The 22,268-nt window shown below is 58.2% G+C and carries 17 protein-coding genes and 2 pseudogenes; 11 read left to right on the forward strand and 8 right to left on the reverse strand.

Going from position 1 to position 22,268, the window contains the following annotated elements; translation table 11 throughout:
• From ACQKP2_RS16325 to ACQKP2_RS16335, 3 genes and pseudogenes are all read right to left on the reverse strand, one after another.
• A pseudogene (locus ACQKP2_RS16325) lies at positions 1 to 67 on the reverse strand (malonate decarboxylase acyl carrier protein); the annotation flags it as partial.
• A pseudogene (locus ACQKP2_RS16330) lies at positions 67 to 150 on the reverse strand (hypothetical protein); the annotation flags it as partial. The pseudogenes ACQKP2_RS16330 and ACQKP2_RS16325, both read right to left, overlap by 1 nt.
• A gap of 538 nt (positions 151 to 688) precedes the next feature.
• Positions 689 to 1,126, reverse strand: a complete 438-nt coding sequence (locus tag ACQKP2_RS16335) for a hypothetical protein (RefSeq protein WP_427577850.1) — start codon at positions 1,124 to 1,126, stop codon at positions 689 to 691.
• 104 nt (positions 1,127 to 1,230) lie between these two features.
• On the opposite strand from ACQKP2_RS16335, the gene ACQKP2_RS16340 reads away from it, so the two are divergent.
• The gene (locus tag ACQKP2_RS16340; RefSeq protein ID WP_427577851.1) at positions 1,231 to 1,671 is read left to right on the forward strand and encodes a universal stress protein; all 441 of its coding nucleotides are present in this window, start codon (positions 1,231 to 1,233) and stop codon (positions 1,669 to 1,671) included.
• 141 nt (positions 1,672 to 1,812) lie between these two features.
• Here ACQKP2_RS16340 and ACQKP2_RS16345 read toward each other — a convergent pair whose 3' ends face one another.
• Positions 1,813 to 3,732, reverse strand: coding sequence for an ATP-binding cassette domain-containing protein (locus tag ACQKP2_RS16345; RefSeq protein ID WP_427577853.1), 1,920 nt, complete (start codon positions 3,730 to 3,732; stop codon positions 1,813 to 1,815).
• Positions 3,733 to 3,945: 213 nt separating this feature from the next.
• Here ACQKP2_RS16345 and ACQKP2_RS16350 point away from each other — a divergent pair, with 213 nt between their 5' ends.
• A complete protein-coding gene (locus ACQKP2_RS16350; RefSeq protein WP_427577855.1) occupies positions 3,946 to 5,874 on the forward strand; it encodes a transglycosylase SLT domain-containing protein in 1,929 nt (642 codons plus the stop codon).
• A 238-nt stretch (positions 5,875 to 6,112) separates the two neighbouring features.
• On the opposite strand, the gene ACQKP2_RS16355 is transcribed toward ACQKP2_RS16350, so the two are convergent.
• On the reverse strand, positions 6,113 to 7,891 hold the full coding sequence (locus tag ACQKP2_RS16355) for an ABC transporter transmembrane domain-containing protein (RefSeq protein WP_427577856.1): 1,779 nt from the start codon (positions 7,889 to 7,891) through the stop codon (positions 6,113 to 6,115).
• Positions 7,892 to 8,146: 255 nt separating this feature from the next.
• Between ACQKP2_RS16355 and ACQKP2_RS16360 the strand changes: the two genes are divergently transcribed.
• On the forward strand, positions 8,147 to 8,326 hold the full coding sequence (locus tag ACQKP2_RS16360; RefSeq protein WP_427577857.1) for a PA1571 family protein: 180 nt from the start codon (positions 8,147 to 8,149) through the stop codon (positions 8,324 to 8,326).
• A 160-nt stretch (positions 8,327 to 8,486) separates the two neighbouring features.
• On the opposite strand, the gene pdxB is transcribed toward ACQKP2_RS16360, so the two are convergent.
• A complete protein-coding gene (pdxB, locus tag ACQKP2_RS16365; RefSeq protein WP_427577858.1) occupies positions 8,487 to 9,629 on the reverse strand; it encodes a 4-phosphoerythronate dehydrogenase PdxB in 1,143 nt (380 codons plus the stop codon).
• A 238-nt stretch (positions 9,630 to 9,867) separates the two neighbouring features.
• On the opposite strand from pdxB, the gene ACQKP2_RS16370 reads away from it, so the two are divergent.
• Complete coding sequence (locus tag ACQKP2_RS16370) at positions 9,868 to 11,274, forward strand: MATE family efflux transporter (RefSeq protein ID WP_427577860.1); 1,407 nt, start codon at positions 9,868 to 9,870, stop codon at positions 11,272 to 11,274.
• A 118-nt stretch (positions 11,275 to 11,392) separates the two neighbouring features.
• Here the strand turns inward: ACQKP2_RS16370 and tusA are convergent, their stop codons facing one another.
• A complete protein-coding gene (tusA, locus tag ACQKP2_RS16375; protein WP_427577862.1) occupies positions 11,393 to 11,644 on the reverse strand; it encodes a sulfurtransferase TusA in 252 nt (83 codons plus the stop codon).
• Between the two features lie 212 nt (positions 11,645 to 11,856).
• Complete coding sequence (gene rlmM, locus ACQKP2_RS16380) at positions 11,857 to 12,930, reverse strand: 23S rRNA (cytidine(2498)-2'-O)-methyltransferase RlmM (RefSeq protein WP_427577863.1); 1,074 nt, start codon at positions 12,928 to 12,930, stop codon at positions 11,857 to 11,859.
• Positions 12,931 to 13,135: 205 nt separating this feature from the next.
• On the opposite strand from rlmM, the gene acnA reads away from it, so the two are divergent.
• From acnA to ACQKP2_RS16415, 7 genes are all read left to right on the forward strand, one after another.
• Positions 13,136 to 15,877, forward strand: coding sequence for an aconitate hydratase AcnA (gene acnA, locus ACQKP2_RS16385; RefSeq protein WP_427577864.1), 2,742 nt, complete (start codon positions 13,136 to 13,138; stop codon positions 15,875 to 15,877).
• A gap of 558 nt (positions 15,878 to 16,435) precedes the next feature.
• Entirely contained in the window at positions 16,436 to 17,227 is a 792-nt protein-coding gene (locus ACQKP2_RS16390; RefSeq protein ID WP_427577866.1) for a CPBP family intramembrane glutamic endopeptidase, read from the forward strand.
• Between the two features lie 245 nt (positions 17,228 to 17,472).
• Positions 17,473 to 18,267, forward strand: coding sequence for an ABC transporter permease (locus ACQKP2_RS16395; RefSeq protein WP_427577868.1), 795 nt, complete (start codon positions 17,473 to 17,475; stop codon positions 18,265 to 18,267).
• 13 nt (positions 18,268 to 18,280) lie between these two features.
• On the forward strand, positions 18,281 to 18,934 hold the full coding sequence (locus ACQKP2_RS16400) for an ABC transporter ATP-binding protein (protein ID WP_427577870.1): 654 nt from the start codon (positions 18,281 to 18,283) through the stop codon (positions 18,932 to 18,934).
• 48 nt (positions 18,935 to 18,982) lie between these two features.
• On the forward strand, positions 18,983 to 20,089 hold the full coding sequence (locus ACQKP2_RS16405) for an ABC transporter permease (RefSeq protein WP_427577871.1): 1,107 nt from the start codon (positions 18,983 to 18,985) through the stop codon (positions 20,087 to 20,089).
• Positions 20,090 to 20,129: 40 nt separating this feature from the next.
• A complete protein-coding gene (locus ACQKP2_RS16410) occupies positions 20,130 to 21,215 on the forward strand; it encodes a polysaccharide biosynthesis/export family protein (protein ID WP_427577905.1) in 1,086 nt (361 codons plus the stop codon).
• Positions 21,216 to 21,373: 158 nt separating this feature from the next.
• On the forward strand, positions 21,374 to 22,162 hold the full coding sequence (locus tag ACQKP2_RS16415; RefSeq protein WP_427577872.1) for a hypothetical protein: 789 nt from the start codon (positions 21,374 to 21,376) through the stop codon (positions 22,160 to 22,162).
• Positions 22,163 to 22,268 lie beyond the last annotated feature (106 nt).

A 22,268-nucleotide genomic window follows, 5' to 3' on the forward strand; every position in this document is an offset into this window, starting at 1 on the left:
GGATCAGCACTTCCAGATCACCCGAGCCGACACAACCCACCAGCGTGCGTCCGCGTGGCGGCTGCCCGTCTCACCCTTGAGGTCGAACTTCAGTTCGACGATGCCACTTTCAAGAGCCTTAACCGTGATGGCTTTACCTTCGTAAATCATCAACTGATCTCCACGATATGGAAGCTGAACAGTACACGTCGGACGCAGGCGAACGGCTGGGCAGGACGTCAATCGTCAATGCTACGCCAATCCACCCGGCACACCCGCCAACGCGATAGTCGGGATTCTGTAGGAGCGGTTTTAAATACAAACGCTCAATTCATACGCCCGTTTGATTTGGGTACGCCACCTTCACGGAATTTCCGACAATTGTCAATCGCCCAAAATGCGGGTTGAAACTCGACTTTCCGGTCACTTCCGTAACACGAAGACCTGCAACACGCGGGTGCATGTGGAGCCATTCATAGGATCAATCATTAGAAAAGTCGCCCTAATTCGCTGCAGCCCGTGCTGAACAAGCTACGCTGGCGAGACCTTGGGGAAAATTTCAGCGCTTTTGGCGAATGCCTGGCGCAAGATGGGACTGCAACAAATTTACCGGCCTGCCTGGCCATCCCGCCCGATGATGTTGTCGGGCTTTTTTATTTCTGCCCCCTTCTGTAGGAGCGAGCATGCTCGCTCCTACAGGGGATCGGTTTCAGGCGAGCGCCTTGAGTGTGGCATCGATGTGCTGCAATACCTCGGCCTCGCCCTTCTCGCCCCAATACAAGGCGATCATTTGCTTGTCGGCCTCGACCCTATAGACATTGCTCGGCAACTTTTCGAAATGATCGAGCAACGTCCGATCCTCGCAGGCTTCCTGCCACTGGTTCACCCACTGACCCGGCGTTTTTTGCCAGTAGCTCCAACAGGCAGGCTGCGTGCCGCGCCGTGGCCGGTAGTACTGCGCACAAGGGTTTGGAGGCTCCTGGCCGAGCCAGTGTGGCCACTCCTGAGGTGCCAGTTGCATGGCCAGCCCGATGCGCCGCGCCTCCATCCGCAACGCCATGCGACCACTCTGGTGGCGGGACGGTCGCAACCATGCCAGGGGGCTGAGCACCACCAGCAGGATTGACACCGCTATCCAGACCGTCATATCTGTACTCCCGATTCTGAATGAGCGCATTGAGTCACTTTGAATCCAATGCGCTTGAAACCAGCCATACTTACCAATATTGCGTTCCTCAGGAGGAGCACCTCATGCCCTACAACCATATTCTGGTCGCTGTAGATCTAACCGAAGAGTGCGACCCTGTCATCCACCGTGCCCGCGAGCTGGCGGTCAACAACGGGGCGAAATTGTCCCTGGTGCACATTGTCGAGCCAATGGCCATGGCCTTTGGCGGTGATGTACCGATGGACCTGTCACAACTGCAACAACAGCAGTTCGATCAGGCCAAGGAACGCCTGGAGCGGCTGATCGTGAAATACCCTGAGCTCTCCAAGGAATACAGCCACCTGACTTACGGCCAGCCACGCCAGGAGATCCACCACCTGGCCAAAGAGCAAGAATGCGACATGATCGTGGTGGGCAGTCATGGCCGGCATGGCCTGGCATTGCTTCTGGGTTCAACTGCCAACGACGTACTGCACGGCGCACCGTGCGACGTGCTGGCTGTGCGTCTGCAAAGCAAATCCTGACAACACATCACGACTACTGTAGGAGCAGCGAGCAGGCTCGCGATGGATGCAAGAACGCCGCTGAGTGTCAGACATCCAGCGGCGCTGTCTACGACATCGCGAGCATGCTCGCTCCTACAGTGAATGCCGAGCCAGGATCAATCAGGCATCCAGCTCGGCCCAGCGCTCGACCATCACGTCGAGTTCGGCCTGCAACTGCGCCAGTTGAGCGATCACCGCCGCAGTCTCGGTCGACGGGCGCAGGTAGAACCCGGCATCTGCCATCTGCGCTTCAATGACAGCGATCTGCTGTTCCATGTCGTCGATCTGCCCCGGCAACGCCTCCAGCTCGCGCTGCAACTTGTAGCTGAGTTTTTTCTTCGCCGCCGGAGCCTCGACGACCGGAGCGACCGGGGCCGGCTCGGCCTTGACGATCGCGGAGTTAAGGTCGGCCTTGCCGGACTTGCTTTCCGTCACGCCCAGCAGGCGCGGCGACCCGCCCTGACGCAGCCAGTCCTGATAACCACCGACATACTCGCGAACCTTGCCCTCACCCTCGAACACCAGGGTGCTGGTGACCACGTTGTCGAGGAATGCCCGGTCGTGGCTGACCATCAGCACGGTGCCGCTGAAGGTCAGCAGGACTTCCTCAAGCAGCTCCAGGGTTTCGACGTCGAGGTCGTTGGTTGGTTCGTCGAGAACCAGCAGGTTGGCCGGCTTGCTGAAAAGCCTGGCCAGCAGCAAACGGGCGCGCTCACCACCGGACAGCGCCTTGACGGGCGTACGGGCACGCTGAGGGCTGAACAGGAAATCACCCAGATAACTCAAGATGTGGCGACTCTGGCCGTCGATCTCGATGAAGTCGCGACCTTCGGCGACGTTGTCGATGACGGTCTTTTCCAGGTCCAATTGGTGGCGAAGCTGGTCGAAATAGGCGACATCGATCTTCGTCCCCTCTTCCACTTTACCGCTGGTCGGCTGCAAACCGCCCAGCATCAACTTCAGCAGCGTGGTCTTGCCGGTTCCGTTGGCACCCAGCAGGCCTATGCGATCGCCGCGCTGCAAGACCATGGAGAAATCCTTGACCAGGAACGGACCGTCGGGATGGGCGAAGCTCACGTTCTCCATCACCATCACTTGCTTGCCGGACTTTTCCGCCGTTTCCAGCTGAATGTTGGCCTTGCCGGTACGCTCACGACGCTCGCTGCGCTCGACACGCAGCGCCTTGAGCGCGCGCACGCGTCCTTCGTTACGCGTGCGTCGGGCCTTGATGCCCTGACGAATCCACACCTCTTCCTGGGCAAGTCGCTTGTCGAACAGCGCGTTGGCGGTTTCTTCGGCCGCGAGCGCGGCCTCTTTATGCACGAGGAAACTGGCGTAGTCGCCGTTCCAGTCGATCAGGCCGCCACGGTCCAGCTCGAGGATGCGGGTCGCAAGGTTTTGCAGGAAGGAGCGGTCGTGCGTGATGAACAGCACGGCGCCCTGGAAATCCTTCAGCGCTTCTTCAAGCCAGGCGATCGCACCGATATCCAGGTGGTTGGTCGGCTCGTCGAGCAACAGCAAATCAGGTTCGGACACCAGTGCCTGAGCCAGCAGGACGCGACGACGCCAGCCACCCGACAGTTCGGCAAGGGTCTTGTCTGCCGGCAACTGCAAGCGGCTCAAGGTACTGTCGACCAGGGTTTGCAAGCGCCAGCCATCGCGAGCTTCGAGGTCGTGCTGGACGTGCATCAGCTTTTCCAGATCGGCATCGGTCACGATGTTCTGGCTCAAGTGGTGATATTCGGCGAGCAACGCGCCAACACCGTCCAGGCCTTCGGCGACGACATCGAACACCGTCCGCTCGTCGGCTACCGGCAATTCTTGCGGCAATTCGCCAATCTTGAGCCCGGGCGTACGCCAAACGGAACCATCGTCGGGCTTCTGGTCGCCCTTGACGAGCTTCATCATGCTGGACTTTCCAGTGCCGTTGCGGCCGATGATGCACACCCGCTCACCACGGGCGATCTGCCAGGACACCTTGTCCAACAACGGCATGGCGCCGAAAGCAAGGGACACATCGCTGAATTTGAGCAGGGTCATGAGCTTCTCCAAAAACCGGGCGCGCATTCTACCTGAATCGAGGCTTCAGAAGGCCGGCAATTTCACTGTCGCAGCACTCTGCACAACAAATGTTGCGAACTGATGCAGTCAGGCCCGCAAAGCTTTCGCCCGCTGCTGGCAAAAGGCTAAGCTACAGATAATTCAGTGCGGGCATCGCCGGCACTTGTCATGATTTTTCTGTCCGGACGTCTCATGCGCAGTCGCCTTCTCAACCTTTTGTCCTGTTTTTTACTCTCTGCCGCTGCCGTTCAATCCGCCCAGGCGGTGGACCTATCCACCCAACGCCAATATTACGATGAAGCCAAGCGCGCCCTGGCCAAGGGCGACAGCGGCCCCTATTTCCGTTACAGCCAGGCCCTGGCCGATTATCCGCTGGAACCTTATCTGGCCTATGACGAGCTGACCGCGCGCCTGAAAACCGCAAGCAACGCCGAAATCGAAAAATTCCTCGCCGAACACGGTGACCTGCCCCAGGCCAACTGGATGAAATTGCGCTGGTTGCGCTGGCTGGCCGATCGCGACGATTGGGCGACGTTCGTGAAATATTACGACCCCAAGATGAATTTCACCGAGCTGGACTGCCTCAACGCGCAGTACCAGCTCAGCCACAACCTCAAGGCAGAAGGCAATGCCAACGCCAACAAACTGTGGCTGACCGGCAAATCCCAACCGGAAGCCTGTGACACGGTGTTCGGCATGTGGGCCGCCGAAGGTCAGTTGACCGAGCAGAAGCGCTGGGAGCGCATCAAGCTGGCTGCCCAGGCGCGCAACTATCCGCTGGCCAACAGCCTGATCAACGGCCTCAACACCCTCGCCCCACGTGGTCGCCTGTTGATCGACGTGGCACAAAGTCCCGAGCTGCTCAACCAGCCATCACGCTTCACCCCGGCCGACGAGGCCATGTCGGATATCGTCAGCCTTGGCCTGCGCCGCCTCGCTCGCCAGGACCCGGACAAGGCCATGGACCTGCTCGACGGTTATGCCAGCAGCATGCACTTTTCCCGCGACGAAAAAGTGGCGATCGCCCGGGAAATCGGCCTGACGCTCGCACGTCGTTTCGACAGCCGCGCGCTGGACGTGATGACCAAGTACGACCCGGAGTTGCGCGACAACACCGTATCCGAATGGCGCCTGCGTCTGCTCCTGCGCCTGGCCCGCTGGGAGGATGCCTATCAACTGACGCGCCGCCTGCCCCAGGACCTGGCCACCACCAACCGCTGGCGCTACTGGCAGGCTCGCAGCCTGGAACTGGCGCAGCCGCAGAGCCCGGAAGCGCAGACTCTTTATAGAAGCCTTGCCCGCGAGCGCGACTTCTATGGCTTCCTCGCCGCCGATCGTTCGCAGTCGCCTTATTCACTGATCAACAAACCGCTTGCCCTGAGCCAGGCAACGATCAACAAGGTGCGTAACACCCCCGGCATACGCCGGGCCCTCGAATTCCACGCCCGTGGGCAGATCGTCGACGGCCGCCGCGAGTGGTATCACGTCAGCAAACACTTCAGCCGCGATGAAATGGTCGCGCAGGCAAAACTGGCCTATGACCTGAAGTGGTATTTTCCGGCGATCCGTACCATCAGCCAGGCACAGTACTGGGATGACCTGGACATTCGCTTTCCGATGGCCCATCGCGAAACCCTGGTCCGTGAAGCCCGGAACCGTGGACTGCATTCGAGCTGGGTATTTGCCATTACCCGCCAGGAAAGTGCCTTCATGGATGACGCCCGCTCCGGTGTCGGCGCCAGCGGCCTGATGCAACTGATGCCCGGCACCGCCAAGGAGACCGCGCGCAAGTTCAGCATTCCCTATGCGTCGCCGCAGCAACTGTTCGACCCGGACAAGAACATTCAGCTCGGCGCTGCTTATTTGAGCCAGGTCCACAGCCAGTTCAACGGCAACCGTGTGCTTGCCTCCGCCGCCTACAACGCCGGCCCCGGACGTGTTCGTCAGTGGCTGCGTGGTGCCGATCACCTGAGTTTCGACGTGTGGGTAGAAAGCATTCCGTTCGACGAAACCCGCCAATATGTGCAAAACGTGTTGTCGTATTCGGTGATCTACGGCCAGAAACTCAATTCACCACAACCGCTGGTGGATTGGCATGAGCGCTACTTCGACGACCAATGATTCCGTAGGAGCCAGCGCCCCCCCCAATCCGTAGGAGCCAGGCTTGCCGGCGAAGGCGTCTTCAATGGCGCCACACCACGTCAAACCAGTTCGCCGGCAAGCCTGGCTCCTACAACGAAAGCGTTTTCGAATGCGCCAAACCGCGTCAAACCTGTTCGCCGGCAAGCCTGGCTCCTACAGCGAAGGCGTTCTCAATGGCGCCACACCGTGTCAAACCTGTTCGCCGCACCGCTCATTCCTACCGTTCGGTCGCGACCTGCTCGTTACTGAATTGCAATGCCGCCAACCGCGCATACAGCGCATTGCTGGCGATGAGCTCCTGGTGCGTGCCCACCGCCACCAGCTTCCCTTGATCCATCACCGCTATTCGATCAACGTTTTTCACGGTCGCCAGGCGATGGGCGATGACCAGGGTGGTGCGGTTTTTCATCAGGCTCGGCAGGGCCTGCTGGATCAGATGCTCACTCTGTGCATCGAGGGCGCTGGTGGCCTCGTCCAGCAGCAGGATCGGCGCATCCACCAACAAGGCCCGAGCGATGGCCAGACGCTGGCGCTGGCCTCCGGACAATCCAAGACCACCGTCGCCCAAGTGGGTCTGGTAACCCAGGGGCATGGCTTCGATGAAATCGTGGGCGTAGGCGATCTTTGCCGCCTCCCGGACTTCAGCCAGGGTCGCTGCCGGATTGCCGTAACGAATATTGTCCTCGATGCTGCCGAAAAACAGCGCCGGGGTTTGCGAGACAAGGGCGAAGCAGCGACGCAAATCCAATGGGTCAAGTCGAGTCAACGCAACACCATCAAGCAATATTCGCCCTTCATCCGGATCATAAAAACGCAGCAGCAGGTCGTAGACCGTGGACTTGCCGGCACCCGACGGCCCGACCAACGCCAGGGTTTCGCCCGCCCGCACAGTCAGATTCAAGCCATCGACTGCAAAGCTTTCGGGGCGCGACGGGTAGGAAAAACGTACATTTTGCAGCAGCAAGTCGCCCTTCACCCGCGCGGGCAAGCTCACTGGATCACGGACCGGCGGCAGGATAATGTTTTCGGAGCGCAACAATTCAGCGATCCGCTCCGCCGCCCCTGCCGCACGCTGCAATTCGCCGATCACCTCGCTCAGGGTGCCGAACGCACTGCCCACGATCAGGCTGTAGAAAACGAATGCCGCCAGCTCACCCGCGGAAATCCGTCCGGCAATCACGTCCATGCCGCCCACCCAGAGCATGACACCCACGGCGCCCAGCACCAGAACGATCACCAGGGTGATCAGCCAGGCTCGCTGAAAAATGCGTTTGCGGGCGGTATTGAACGCCTCCTCCACGGTCATGGCAAAACGCTGCTCGTCCTGGACCTGATGGTTGTAGGCCTGCACGGTCTTGATCTGACCCAGGGTTTCGGAGACGTAGCTGCCGATATCGGCGATCCGGTCCTGGCTCAGGCGCGACAGATGACGTACCCGGCGACCGAAGATGAGGATCGGCGCAATCACCAGCGGCAATGCCACCACCACGATGCTGGTGAGTTTGGGATTGGTGACAAACAGCAGGATGATGCCGCCGATCACCATCAGCAGGTTGCGCAAAAACAGCGACAGCGAGGAGCCGATCACCGATTGCAGCAGCGTGGTATCGGCGGTCAGGCGTGACTGGATTTCGGAGCTGCGGTTGTTTTCGTAGAACCCGGGGTGCAGATAGATCAGATGATTGAACACCTGACGGCGAATGTCGGCGACACAACGCTCGCCAATCCACGACACCAGGTAGAAACGGGTAAAAGTGCCCACCGCCAGGCCAATGACCAGCAACATAAACAGGCCGATGGACTGGTTGAGCAAGTGCGGCGATTGGGTCATGAAGCCCTGATCCACCAACAGGCGGATGCCCTGCCCCATGGACAACGTGATGCCGGCCGTGACGATCAACGCGACCAGTGCACCGAAGGCGTGCCAGCGATAGGGGGCGATGAAGCGACTGGCCAGGCGCATTGCGCGACGGTGACGAATGGAGAGCATGGGCAAGCTTCCAGAGCATTACAGAGATCAGGGCCAGCCTAGACTGCCCAACGGAATGGAACTGGGTCAATCACAATGAGTCAGGTTAATTATGACCACCCAGACTAGGCGATAGACACTATTGGTCTAATCTTCGGGTGGCAACGTCGAGACATTTCTGGTGGACTGGGAATGCCGCTCGGGAGAGATCGCAGGGAGTTGTCACAGCCTGGTCACCTGGCGGATTTACAGTAGGCGCACAACCTGATGAGGAGACAGGCCATGTCCTTGCAAAACAGCAGCGAAGACAAGATTCAAGTGATCCGCACGCAGCCAGATCAGTCTCTGGGTTGCTCGATCATCGATGCCGATGGCCGCGAAGTACCGATCACTGAAAACATGATCCAGGACGCCTGCCGCGAACTGGAGAAGCGATTGGTCAAGCCTGCCGAACAAAAGTGATATAGCCACCGTCTTCTTGACCCGGCCCTCATGTTGGCCGGGTTTTTTATGCCTGTTACCCCGGTATTGGCGGTGAATTCATCGCGAGCAGGCTCGCTCCCACAGTAGAGCGAACGAAAATGTGGGAGCGAGCTTGCTCGCGACAGGGCCGACCCGATCCCTAGACAGCCGTCGCGCCCAACGCCGCCACAATCCGACGCAACTCCGGCGACTCACCCTCGATCCGCACCTGCAACCCGTCGATCTCCCGCCGTGACGGGTAGTTCTTGCGCAAGGCATCGAATGCCGCTCGCTGCTGAGCCACACTGCCGACAAGGCTGCGGCGAAAATCCGCATCGTCACGGCGCGGGTCGTACACGCCACGGCACAACATCGCCAGTGCCCAGGCTGGATCGGTCTCAGCGCTCAGGGCGACTTGCGCCAACCATGGAGCCGGCAACAAATCACTCAAGCTGACACTGGCCGGCTGCCCCAGGAAGTTGCAATAAGCCTGATAAATCTGTGCCGTGCCGCGTTGCTTGCCATCCAGGCTGTAACCGGCAATGTGCGGCGTCGCCAGCACACAGAGCTCGGCCAGCGCCACATCGACTTCCGGCTCGCCTTCCCAGACATCCAGCACCGCCTGCAGGTCCTCACGTTCGAGCAGCACATCGCGCAGCGCCGTGTTACTGACCACTGGCCCACGACTGGCGTTGACCAGCCAGGTGCCGGGCTTGAGCTGGTTCAAACGATTTTTGTCGAACAGATGCCAGGTCGGGTGCTGGCCCTTTTTGGTCAAGGGTGTGTGCAGGCTGATGACATCGCATTGCTCGACAATCTCTTCAAGGCTGACGTAATCGCCACCTTCCGCCGCTTGCCGTGGCGGGTCGCAGACCAACACCTTCCAGCCCAGGCCTTGCAGGACCCTGATCAAGCGACCTCCGACTTCACCGGCACCCACTACGCCATAGGTGCGTTGCGTCAGGTCGGCACCTTCGATTTCGGCCAGGGTCAGCAAACTGCCGAGCACGTAATCGACCACGCCCCGGGCATTGCAACCCGGTGCACTGGACCAGGTGATCCCGGCCTGTTGGAAGTAGTCCAGGTCCAGGTGATCGGTGCCAATGGTGCAGGTGCCGACAAACCGTACCTTGCTGCCTTCGAGCAGGGCACGGTTGACGTTGGTCACCGAACGCACCAACAGCACGTCGGCCTGCTCGACAGTAGCGCGGTCGATGGAGCGTCCGGGCACCCGGCGGATTTCACCGAAACCTTTGAAGAAAGCATCGAGCAGGGGAATATTTTCGTCGGCAACAATCAGCATGGCAGGCTCCTTTGGCGGATCGGCAGTGTAGGCGCATAACGCATCCCTGTGTAGGCGCGAACGTGCTCGCAGCAGAGCGTCACAGGAGGCGTTCCCACGCAGAGCGTGGGAACGCTCATCAATGGATGCAGGTACCGGAGCGCCGTCATTACAAATGCGCAACACAGTCTTTTCCTGACCGATGCGTCAACGCGTAGAATGCGCGCCTGTGCCACAACGCTTTCTGGACGCTTCGCCATTGAATCCCGTGACTGAAAACACTGTAATCGCCCTCCCCCGCACGACTCCGGTTCGCCTGGAACTCAAGGGCCTGCTCGGCCTGGCGCTGCCGATCATGATCGCGCAACTGGCCACCACGGCCATGGGTTTCGTCGATGCGGTCATGGCCGGACGCGTCGGCCCGCGGGACCTGGCCTCGGTGGCCCTGGGCAACTCGATCTGGATCCCGGTTTACCTGTTGATGTCCGGTGTCCTGCTGGCGACCACCCCCAAAGTCGCCCAACGCTATGGCGCCGAACTGTTTGACGAGATCGGTCCGCTGGTACGCCAGGCACTGTGGCTGGCATTGTGCGCCGGGCTGATCGGCAGCAGCCTGTTGCTCGGCGCCGAGCCGATCCTGCACTGGATGAAGGTCGATCCCCAGTTGATCGAGCCGAGCATGGGCTACTTGCACGGCATCGCCTTTGGCTTGCCCGGAATGGCCTTCTATTATGTGCTGCGCTGTTACAGCGACGGCATGGGGCGTACCCGTCCGAGCATGGTCATTGGTTTATGCGGATTGCTGCTGAACATCCCGCTGAACTATGCACTGATCTACGGCCATTTCGGCGCCCCCGCCCTGGGTGGTGTCGGTTGCGGCTGGGCCAGCGGCATCGTGATGTGGTTCATGGCATTGAGCATGGCCGGCTGGACCTTCTGGGCGCCGTTCTATGCCCGCACACGCGTGCTGGTACGCTTCGACCTCCCGCAATGGGCGGTGATCAGGCGCCTGATCGGTATCGGCCTGCCAATCGGTATCGCGGTCTTCGCCGAATCCAGCATCTTCGCAGTCATCGCCCTGTTGATCGGCAGCCTTGGCCCCACCGTGGTGGCCGGGCACCAGATCGCCCTGAACATCAGTTCGCTGCTGTTCATGATTCCCTATTCCCTGGGCATGGCGGTGACCGTACGGGTCGGCCAGGCACTGGGGGCCGGCAACCCGTGGCAGGCACGCTTCGCGGCGAAGGTCGGGCTAGGTGCGGCATTGCTGTTTGCCGCGTTCTCGGCGACGCTGATCCTGTGCCTGCGCGAACCGATCGCTTCGATCTACACACCTGACCGCAACGTGATCGGCATCGCATCGATGCTGATTGTCTACGCGGCGCTGTATCAATTCTCCGATGCCATCCAGGTGATCTGCGCCGGCGCCTTGCGAGGCTACCAGGACACTCGGGTGACGATGATCCTGACCTTGTTTGCCTACTGGGGCATCGGCTTGCCGGTTGGTTATGTGCTGGGCTTGACCGACTGGCTCGGTCCGGCCAGCGGCCCGAGCGGATTGTGGGAAGGCCTGATCGCCGGCTTGAGCTGTGCGGCACTGATGCTTTCGATCCGCCTGACGCGCAGCGCACGCAAACGCATTCGCCTCAGCCACTCGGCGGGCTGAGCCCTTTCACCACCGGCACAAAAAAACTGTGGGAGCGAGCCTGCTCGCGATGCTGTCGTTCTGATCGACCGCTATCGCGAGCAGGCTCGCTCCCACAGTGTTGGTGATGGCTTTGCGATTAACTGGATTTCTTGCGAATCCAGTACAGATAGGTGCCGGCATCTTCGTGCTGCGCCACCAGTTCGTGATCGAGAAAGACGCAGAACTTGGGTATGTCGCGACGGGTCGACGGATCGGTGGCGATCACCTTGAGCAGGCCGCCGGGCACCAGGTCACGGATGTGCTGGTGCAGCATCATCACCGGCTCCGGACAGTTGAGGCCGGTGGCATCGAGAGTGCCGTCAACCGGCGTGTCAGTCATTTCGCTCATGATTCACTCCTGAAACTTGCCGGCATTGTCGCGCATTGCCGGTGGTAACGTCATCTGTCGCACGTCGCTGGACCCTGTGGGAGCCTCCCACAAAATGAGGGGGTATCGCCTATCTGTGGGAGCTGGCTTGCCAGCGAAGGCGGCCTGACGTCATGCAACACATTTGAAAACGCCTTCGCCGGCAAGCCGGCTCCCACAGGTTCGCGGCGTGTTTACCGGCTCTTGGGCTTCTTGATGTCGAGCCTGCGCAAATGACAGGTCACTTCCTCACGGTCGTGGTACAGCTGCTTGCAACCGATCTCCACGCGAATGCCCCGCGCCTTGAAGCCGTCGGCGATGCGTTCGAGCAGTCGCTTGACCTCGGCGTATCGCTGCTTCATCGGCAACTTGAGGTTGACCACCGCTTCACGGCAATGGCCCTCGCCTATCCACTCTTCCAGCATGGCGGCGTTGCGCGCCGGTTTCTCGACGATGTCGCAGACCATCCAGTCCACCGGCTGGCGGGGCTTGAAGGTGAAACCGTCGGCCATCAGATGCTGGACCAGCCCGGTCTCCATCAGACTTTCGGCCATCGGGCCGTTGTCGATGGCGGTGACCAGCATGCCGCGGTTGACCAGCTGCCAGGTCCAGCCACCGGGCGCCGCGCCCAGATCGACACCGGTCATGTCGCTGTGCAGACGATCTTCCCATTCATCGCGTGGGATGAAATGGTGCCAGGCCTCTTCCAGCTTAAGCGTCGAGCGACTGGGCGCTTCGCGGGGAAACTTCAAACGCGGGATGCCCATTGGCCACATCGCGCAATTGTCCGACTCGGCAAGACCCACGAACACTTCACGACCACTCTTGAAGGTCAGCAGCAGGCGCAGCTTGCCGGCGTCATCCACCAGTTTGCCGGCAGCGCTCAGGGCCTTGCGCAACGGACCTTCGAATTTCTTGCAGAAGTTCGACAGTTCCTTGCCGTCGTTGGTATCCAGCACTTCCAGCCACAGGCTGCCGCAGGTCGGCAAGTCCGCCATTTGCGCAAGAATCACACTGATACGGTCGGTTTCCGGCAGATCGATGAAAGCGCCCCTGGCCCATTGGCGCGGGAAGATCAGCCGCTCGAAACGCTCACCGCGCATCAGGCGTTCGGCACCGTCCTCTTCGGTGCAGACAAACTCGGCGCAGGCACTGGCCGGTTTGGCCTTGGCATAACCGGCCACGTTGAGCCGCGCGGCGAGATCGGAGATCTCGGAACAGACTTCACCTTCGAAGCCTGGCCGACAATGCATAAAGAGGGTGTTCATTCAATCTCCTGGGCCATCGGCAATGAGTCGATGCGCAAACGTGCAGCAAAGCCTGTCACGAAAAACGGCGCATGATAGCCGACTTCGCAACCCCGAACTTGTCCATAGCGTCCAGTTATTAGCCAGCTACTTAAAACAGGGCTAGGTTTAATGCTCTGCCCGTTCCCTCTGTCCGTAGCCGTGCGGACTCAAAGGAGTGATCGTAATGCCATCTCTCGATAGCCTGAAAACTCTGAAAACCCTGCAAGTCGACGACAAGACCTACCACTTTTTCAGCCTGCCGGATGCCGCCAAGAGCCTGGGCGATCTGGACAAGCTGCCGATGTCGTTGAAGGTGCTGTTGGAAAACCTGCTGCGCTGGGAAGACGAAAAAACCGTCACCGGCGCCGACCTCAAGGCCATTGCCGCCTGGCTCAAGGAACGCCGTTCGGATCGCGAAATCCAGTACCGCCCGGCGCGGGTACTGATGCAGGACTTCACCGGCGTGCCCGCCGTGGTCGACCTGGCCGCCATGCGCGCGGCGATGGCCAAGGCCGGTGGCGATCCGCAACGGATCAACCCGCTGTCCCCGGTCGACCTGGTGATCGACCATTCCGTCATGGTCGACAAATATGCCACCAGCCATGCATTCGAACAGAACGTCGATATCGAAATGCAGCGCAACGGCGAACGCTACGCGTTCCTGCGCTGGGGCCAGAGTGCCTTCGACAATTTCAGCGTGGTGCCGCCGGGCACCGGGATCTGCCACCAGGTGAACCTGGAATACCTGGGCCGCACGGTCTGGACCAAAGTCGAAGACGGCCGTACTTACGCCTTCCCGGATACGCTGGTCGGCACCGATTCACACACCACGATGATCAATGGCCTGGGTGTGCTGGGCTGGGGTGTCGGCGGCATCGAGGCAGAAGCGGCGATGCTCGGCCAGCCGGTGTCGATGCTGATTCCGGAAGTGATCGGCTTCAAACTCACCGGCAAGCTCAAGGAAGCCATCACCGCCACCGATCTGGTGCTGACGGTTACCCAGATGCTGCGCAAGAAAGGCGTTGTCGGCAAATTCGTCGAATTCTACGGCGATGGCCTCGCCGATCTGCCGCTGGCGGACCGCGCGACGATCGCCAACATGGCCCCGGAGTACGGCGCCACTTGCGGGTTCTTTCCGGTGGACGACGTGACGCTGGACTATCTGCGCCTGTCCGGCCGCCCCGGCGAAACCGTGAAACTGGTCGAGGCCTACAGCAAGGCGCAAGGGTTGTGGCGCCTGCCTGGCAAGGAACCGCTGTTCACCGACAGCCTGGCGCTGGACATGGCCAGCGTCGAAGCCAGCCTCGCCGGCCCCAAACGCCCGCAGGACCGGGTATCGCTGCCGAATGTCGCCCAGGCTTTCAGTGACTTCATCGGTTTGCAAATCAAACCCACCAGCAAGGAAGAAGGTCGCCTGGAAAGCGAGGGTGGCGGCGGTGTCGCGGTGGGCAACGCCGACCTTGCCGGTGAAGTGGACTACGAATTCGAGGGGCAAACGGTCCGGCTGAAAAACGGTGCGGTCGTGATTGCCGCGATTACATCCTGTACCAATACCTCAAACCCCAGTGTGATGATGGCCGCCGGCCTTGTGGCCAAAAAAGCCGTGGAAAAAGGCCTGCGACGCAAACCCTGGGTGAAAAGCTCGCTGGCCCCGGGTTCGAAAGTGGTGACCGACTACTACAAGGCTGCCGGTTTGACGCGCTACCTCGACGAACTCGGTTTTGCCCTGGTCGGTTATGGCTGCACCACCTGCATCGGCAACTCCGGCCCGCTGTCGGAGCCTATCGAAAAAGCCATCCAGAAAGCCGACCTGACAGTGGCTTCCGTTTTGTCCGGCAACCGCAACTTCGAAGGCCGGGTCCATCCGCTGGTGAAAACCAACTGGCTGGCTTCACCGCCGCTGGTGGTCGCCTATGCATTGGCGGGGACCGTGCGTATCGACCTCAGTCGTGAGCCGCTGGGCGAAGATAAAAACGGTAACCTGGTTTACTTGCGCGATATCTGGCCAGGCAGCCAGGAAATCGCCGACGCCGTGGAACAGGTCAATACCGCCATGTTCCACAAGGAATATGCCGAAGTGTTTGCCGGTGACGAGCAGTGGCAGGCCATTGAGGTACCGCAAGCGGCGACTTACGTCTGGCAGGCGGACTCGACCTACATCCAGCATCCGCCATTCTTCGATGACATCGGCGGGCCACCACCAGTGGTCAGGGATGTTGCAGGTGCGCGCATTCTGGCGCTACTGGGCGATTCCGTGACCACGGACCACATCTCCCCCGCCGGCAACATCAAGGCGGACAGCCCCGCCGGGCGCTACCTGCGGGAGAAAGGCGTGGAAGCACGAGACTTCAACTCCTACGGCTCGCGGCGCGGCAACCATGAAGTGATGATGCGCGGCACCTTCGCCAATATTCGCATCCGCAATGAAATGCTCGGCGGCGAAGAAGGTGGCAACACGCTTTACATCCCGAGCGGAGAAAAACTGGCGATCTACGACGCGGCGATGCGTTATCAAGCCGCAGGCACACCGCTGGTCGTGATCGCAGGACAGGAATACGGCACCGGATCGAGCCGCGACTGGGCGGCCAAGGGCACCAATCTGCTGGGGGTCAAAGCGGTGATCGCCGAAAGTTTCGAGCGCATCCACCGCTCCAATCTGGTGGGCATGGGCGTGCTGCCCCTGCAATTCAAACTCGATCAAAACCGCAAGAGCCTGAATCTCAAAGGCACGGAAACCCTGGATATTCTTGGCTTGAGCGGTGTGGAACTGACGCCGCGGATGAACCTCACACTGGTCATCAACCGCGAGAACGGCATCAGCGAAAAAGTCGACGTGCTGTGCCGGATAGACACCCTCAATGAGGTGGAGTACTTCAAGTCGGGAGGCATCCTGCACTACGTGCTGCGGCAATTGATTGCCTCGTAACCTGCAGCAGCGAGCAAACGAAAACGGCAGCGGCAGTCAACGCCATTGTTGACTGCCGCTGCCGTCTTCGTCCGGATACCACCTGAAGCAGTTCGCGTCTGCTGCCGTACAGGACCGCAACTAATACTCGGTATCACCTTCAACCTTGAAATGTCCGACCCAGCCTCTGATTGAAGTCACCAACGTCAAAATCGGCGCCAAGAGCAATAACGTCCCGCTGATCGTGAACCAACTCGTCATGTGCATCTCCTGTTGCTGAAGGCTCGGCAGAGCGCCATTCAAGCCACTATCAGATCCTTTCAAACTACGCCTTTCAAACTACGTCACACACTCCGTTCTACGCACTAAGGCTCGGCACCACAATTGCGGACTGGCGGCCATATCGGCCTAAATACCCCGTTTATAGGCATAACGCTGTTCAATGCAGGAACAAGCCCGCTCGCGATGGTCGTTAACGATAAGGCTCGGGGCCTGACACCCTGTGGCACTCTTTAGTCCATCGCGAGCAGGCTCGCTCCTGCAGGCTCCATAACACCATTGGAAACAAGGAAACCGTGCATGCTCGCGCAGCCCTGGCCGTACCTGACATTGCTCTGTGCCGGCTATGTCCTGGCACTCACTTACGGGCAACTTTCAATCCTGGCGGGTGTGGCAATCATTCTCCTGGTGCTCGCCGCCTTAGCCGTCAGGCAATCCGTCTACCTCTATGGCCGCTACGTCGGTCACTTACTGTTCATGCTTCTGGCGGTCGCGCTGGCCCTGCATGGCTGGCCCGGTTTCTACAACGCCACCGTGATCGACCAGGTGCGTTTCGCCGAAAACGCCGCGCCTTTTTCGATGAACCTCAACCTGGACAAACCGTTGATAGGCTTCTGGCTACTGCTGGCTTGCCCATGGATCATCCACCGCCAGCCGTTACTGACAACGCTCCAGACAACCGTTGTCAATCTGTGCCTGACGGCGACCGTCACCTTTGGCGCCGCCACACTGCTGGGTATTATCGAGTGGTCGCCAAAATGGCCGGATCACGCAGGGCTGTGGATAAACAACAACCTGCTGCTGGTGACCGTGGTGGAAGAAGCGCTATTTCGCGGTTACATACAAGGCGGCCTGAGCCGTCGCTTCGAGCATCTGCGCGATGGCGACCTGTTTGCCTGGTCGATCGCTTCGCTCCTCTTCGGACTGGCTCATGGGGGCGCCGGTTGGCAATGGGTGCTGCTCGCAAGCCTGGCGGGTGCCGGTTATGGGCTGGCCTATCGATACGGTGGGCTGGCGGCCGCCATCGCCACCCATTTCGGAGTGAATGTACTGCACTTCGGCTTGTTCACTTACCCAATGCTGGCGTCTTGAGCCGGCGGGTATCCGAGCAGACACCGGCCCCTGCCGCCCCTTCGAAAAATCGCTGGAAAATCCTGATGCTTGGCCGAATCAGCCGATTAACGGTAGGGAACTAAGCGACTTGACTCCTGTCTGGCGCAACGTTTACCCTCCCGGCCCACGAATGGAAGCGACCTGTCCCACCTCATCATCGGACAGTCCTTTGAAAATGAATTCAAGCAGCGCGTCTATCGCGCTGTTGTGCTATGCGGTAAAAAATGCTCAAGCCTCGCTCTCCCCTGCAGATCAAGAAATCCGTCATTTTTGCCCTAGTGCTGCGTGAAGCGCGTTCGCGTTTCGGCGAACGACGCATGGGGCCTATTTGGACGTTGATCGAGCCGATTTGCCATTTGCTAATTCTCAGCGTTCTGTTCGGGCTGCTACGTGGTCGCAACATGGCCGGTATTGATTTTCCGGTGTTTGTATTGGTTGGACTCGCGCCCTTCCTGTTGTTTCGCAACACAGCTTTGCGCCTGATGAACAGCCCCAAGGAAAACCGCTCGCTGTTTGCCTACAAACAGATAAAGCCGCTCGACACTTACATCGCTCGAATACTGGTGGAGTTCAGTATCTCAGCAAGCGTGTACGCCATTCTGGTGTTCGGTTTCGCCTGGTACGGCTACGACATGTCCATAACATCGCCCATAGCGTGGATGCTGACCATTCTGCTGGGCATGTTGTTTTCCTTTGGTCTTGGCATGCTGTTGTCGCTTATTGCGCATGCCATACCCAGTAGCACGCTATTCATACGGATGATGTTTTTCCCGCTGTATTTCATGTCCGGCGTACTCGTCCCTGCCGCCTATCTACCGCACACCATGCTGCCACTGCTGTTGCTAAATCCGTTTTTGCACCTGCTGGAACTGATTCGTGCTGAGATCTTCCCGCACTACGTTCCGGTCGAAGGTGTCTCGGTGCAATACGTTATCGGCGTCACTCTGATTTTGCTGTTCGTGTCCCTGGGTACTTATCGGGTTCGTCGACTGCATTTGATCTCCACCAAGAACGGCTAATTGCAGGCTTCCCGTGTTCGAGCTTAGAAATATCACCAAGTCGTACCTCACTCCCAAAGGTCGTCGCCATGTGTTTCGCGACTTGTCGCTGAAAATCCCCGCTGGCAAGAATATCGGCCTGATCGGCCGAAATGGTGAAGGCAAGTCGACATTGATGCGCTTGTTGGGCGGTGCCGACGTGCCGGACTCCGGCACCATCGTCACCGACAAGAGCATTTCCTGGCCCGTCGGATTGTCCGGTGGCTTCCAGGGCAACATGACTGGTCGCGAAAACATCAAATTCGTCAGCCGTGTCTATGGGGCCGAAGGTGATGCCATGCGCCAAAAAGTTGCTTACGTGGAAGACTTCGCAGAAATCGGTAACTGGATCGACGAACCGGTCAAGACTTACTCCTCCGGTATGCGCTCGCGCTTGGCCTTCGGCCTGAGTATGGCCTTCGACTTCGACTACTACTTGATCGACGAAGTGATGTCGGTAGGTGACGCGCACTTCAAGCGCAAGTGCGCCGAGGTATTCGAAGAGCGCCTGCAGAAATCCAAGGTTGTATTGGTTTCACACAACATGAATGAAATTCAAAAACTTTGCGACGTCGTACTGCTGGTGCGCGATGGCGGAGTGCGGATCTTTGACGATGTCGCCGAAGGCATCAAGTCCTACAACACCTAATCGCCATGATTGTGGCGCGATTGATTCATTTCAAGGATGCAAACGCATATGAGCAGTACGGGTAAACTCAAGGGCTGGCGACTGACGCTGGCATTGATCGTGTTACCGATGGCCTTGGCCATCGTTTACTACAGTTTTTTTGCCGTAGACCGTTATGTCAGCTCCGCGCAAGTTGTGGTACGCCAGGACGGCAACAACCCCGCCGCACAAATGCCTGGCCTGGGCATGTTGCTCAGCGGCGCCAATCCTGCGTCCAGGGAAGAGACCCTGTACCTGCGCGAGTACATTGTGTCGATGGACATGATGCAGTTGCTGGAGGATCGTCTGCATTGGGTCGAGCAGTATAGTAAGCAACGCAATGACCCGTTCTTCTGGCTGGCCGCCGACACGGAACGCGAAGACCTTCTCGAATACTACCAGCGCATGGTGACCGCTCACTACGACGAAACTACCGGCCTGCTGAAAGTCGAGGTACAGGCGTTCAGTCCGGAGTTGGCCGAGCAAATGGTCAAGACCATTCTCGAAGCCAGCGAGCACTTCGTGAACGAAGTCTCGCACAGCATCGCTCGCGAACAGATGCGCTTCGCCCAGACCGAGCTCGAAGGTGCGAAAAAGAACTACACCAAGCGCAAGGAAGCGCTGCTGACCTTCCAGAACCGCAACAAGGTACTGGACGGCAAAAGTTCGGCACAAGGTCGCGCCAGCATCATCGAAACCCTGGAAGGCGAACACTCCAAAGAACGCGCCGTGCTCACCCAGATGCTCTACAAGCTTCGCCCGGACTCGCCTCAGGCCAAGCAACAGCAGCAACGCGTGAGCGCCATTCGCGAACAGCTGAATGCGGAAAAACACCTGCTGGTGTCCGCTCCTGACGGCGACCAGCTCAACGTTGTCGCCTCGCGCTTCCAGCAATTGACCCTGGACGCCGGCATCGCCGAAGAAACTTACAAAACCGCCGTCGCCGCGCTGGACAACGCGCGTATCGAAGCCAGCAAGAAAATTCGCACCCTGGTCACCGTGGTCAGCCCTAACACACCGCAGATGGCGCTGTACCCAGAGCGCATCTACAACATCGCAACCATTTTCTTGGCACTTTTGCTGCTCTACGGCATTGCTCGCTTCCTAATTGCATCGATCGAGGATCATCGTGATTAAATCCACTCCAGGCCTGTCCATTCGCCCCCTGAACTTGAGCATGCGAAACAGTGCTGTCACGGGTTTGATCGTGATGACTTTGACACTGGCAAGTTGCGGCGGAACCCTGTCCGGCGCAGGCCCGTACAAAGGCGATATCGAAAGCAAAAGCCAAAACACGGCGTATGACTTGGTGGAGATCAACGCCAACACCATCGCACCGTTCATGCGTCCGCCATCCAAACCCGTCAAAGCGAACATCACCAGCCCGATCGCTCAAAGTGTCCGGCTGATGGGTGGAGACGTGATTAACGTACTGATCGCCGACAACGCTCCGGAAGGCTCCAGCTTGTTCGCCCCCCTTTCCACCGGTGGCACCCAACTTAAAGTACGCATCGACTCACAGGGCATGATCTCTCTGCCCTATGTTGGCCATCAGTTCGTTGCAGGAATGACACTGATACAAGTTGAAGAGTTGATTAAGCAAAAGCTCAAGGGCGTGACCTCTGATGTTCAAGTACATGTTGATCTAGTTGGCGATCTATCCGGTTCAGTACTTGTGGCCGGTGCGGTAAAAGCTCCCGGGCGCTTCTCCACTTTACAAGGACCGCTCACTCTTCTTGACGCTATCAATCAGGCCGGCGGACCACTTCTGGAACCACATTTGGTAAATGTCACCGTGCGCAACGGCGATCAAGCCAATTCGTTCAACTATGAAGAGATCCTTGCGGGCAGTAACTTTGTCTTGAAAGCTAACTCTGAGGTCATTCTGGATCGCTCACGCCAGCGTTTTGTGGCTATGGGTGCCGTAGGCGAACCTGGACTGCACGATCTACCATCCCAAAACGCGAGTCTGCTAGACGCACTTGGCTCTGTCGGAGGTTTGCGAGAGACGAATGCAAATCCACAGGGAGTCTTCGTGTTTCGAATGGGTGACTCCAGCCTGAAACAACCCGCCAAACCAATTGTCATGCGTATTGACATGCGTGATCCGGCTGCCATTTTCTACGCACGTCAGGTCATGCTCAAACCCGACGATACAATCTATGTAACTAACGCCGCTGTCTATGAATGGCAAAAAATCATAGGCCCAATCGTGCAGACTCTCGTACTTGGACGTGCTGTCGGTGTAAACCCCACAAACTGACTGCCGGAGCAACCTGTCATCACGCTGTCGCCTTGTGCATGACAAGGCGACATCAATCACACTCAGTGATCAAATATTTGACTGTTAATTCTACCTCTTCGAGTACTCGTTAGTACCGCACAGCCATTGTTAGCAGCCCATTACAATGAGTACCTTAAATGGACGTTATCAACAGCAAAACCGCCACTTCACCTGCCACCAGTCAAATAACAAACAATAATACCGAAAGTTCCCCCGGCAATAAAAGCACGACACCGCATTCCGAGATGGATAGCACATTTCAACAATTCACATACAAAGCAAATGGTATCGATGCTCTTGTCATGTGCGGAAAGCAGCCAAAAAGAGCGGTCATCTCTTTTACAAGCATGAACCCAGGAAAATATGAACGATGGTCATGGTTCTACAACAAACACAAAGAAGGCTGCGACAATTTATACATTATCTTTAGGGATAATGACCATCGCTACTATATAGGAAGTGATACAGCCCCTATGCAAGCTCGCTACTACAAATTCATTAGCGAGCACCTGCAGAGATACAACATCTCAAACAAAAACACCTATTTTATCGGCAGTTCGATGGGAGGATATGCGGCATTATATTTTGGATTCTGGCTGGATGTCGGAGGAGTTATCGTCACAAACCCTCAAATAGACTATCAGAGTTCACGCAGGCACTCATTGCAAAATTGGGAACGCCAAATTCGTGAAGCAGGCACTAACTGGGTTGACCTCAATGATTTCATCTATAGATTTCAATCCAAACCCAACCTGTATATAGAACATGGTGACTACCCGGCAGACGCTGCAGCAGCTAAAAAATTATTCTCAGCACTTGACGACTTAAAACTTACATATACGCGCTGTTATGTAGGAGGCGATCACAGCTCGACAAATATGAATGCACGCTCAATGTTCAAGATTATTGATTTTTGGGAAAACTAAATCAATCGCACTCAAACTACTTTCAGGCATTCCTGTTTGCGCTGAACGCAAGCAGCGACAACCTTTACCTGAACCATAACCTTCCGAAGCATTATTTCACAAAACA

It is taken from the genome of Pseudomonas sp. NPDC089569 (assembly GCF_050280625.1).
Classification (GTDB): Bacteria; Pseudomonadota; Gammaproteobacteria; order Pseudomonadales; family Pseudomonadaceae; genus Aquipseudomonas.

Excerpts from the sequence above, each read along its gene's own strand:
- pdxB (WP_427577858.1), bottom strand. The coding sequence starts at position 9,629 with ATGCTGATTGTTGCCGACGAAAATATTCCCCTGCTCGATGCTTTCTTC.
- tusA (WP_427577862.1), bottom strand. The coding sequence starts at position 11,644 with ATGAGCGAAATGACTGACACGCCGGTTGACGGCACTCTCGATGCCACC.
- rlmM (WP_427577863.1), bottom strand. The coding sequence starts at position 12,930 with ATGAACACCCTCTTTATGCATTGTCGGCCAGGCTTCGAAGGTGAAGTC.
- ACQKP2_RS16415 (WP_427577872.1), top strand. The coding sequence starts at position 21,374 with ATGGACGTTATCAACAGCAAAACCGCCACTTCACCTGCCACCAGTCAA.
- ACQKP2_RS16360 (WP_427577857.1), top strand. The coding sequence starts at position 8,147 with ATGTCCTTGCAAAACAGCAGCGAAGACAAGATTCAAGTGATCCGCACG.
- ACQKP2_RS16395 (WP_427577868.1), top strand. The coding sequence starts at position 17,473 with ATGCTCAAGCCTCGCTCTCCCCTGCAGATCAAGAAATCCGTCATTTTT.
- ACQKP2_RS16335 (WP_427577850.1), bottom strand. The coding sequence starts at position 1,126 with ATGACGGTCTGGATAGCGGTGTCAATCCTGCTGGTGGTGCTCAGCCCC.
- ACQKP2_RS16405 (WP_427577871.1), top strand. The coding sequence starts at position 18,983 with ATGAGCAGTACGGGTAAACTCAAGGGCTGGCGACTGACGCTGGCATTG.
- ACQKP2_RS16345 (WP_427577853.1), bottom strand. The coding sequence starts at position 3,732 with ATGACCCTGCTCAAATTCAGCGATGTGTCCCTTGCTTTCGGCGCCATG.
- ACQKP2_RS16340 (WP_427577851.1), top strand. The coding sequence starts at position 1,231 with ATGCCCTACAACCATATTCTGGTCGCTGTAGATCTAACCGAAGAGTGC.
- ACQKP2_RS16390 (WP_427577866.1), top strand. The coding sequence starts at position 16,436 with ATGCTCGCGCAGCCCTGGCCGTACCTGACATTGCTCTGTGCCGGCTAT.
- ACQKP2_RS16350 (WP_427577855.1), top strand. The coding sequence starts at position 3,946 with ATGCGCAGTCGCCTTCTCAACCTTTTGTCCTGTTTTTTACTCTCTGCC.
- acnA (WP_427577864.1), top strand. The coding sequence starts at position 13,136 with ATGCCATCTCTCGATAGCCTGAAAACTCTGAAAACCCTGCAAGTCGAC.
- ACQKP2_RS16410 (WP_427577905.1), top strand. The coding sequence starts at position 20,130 with ATGCGAAACAGTGCTGTCACGGGTTTGATCGTGATGACTTTGACACTG.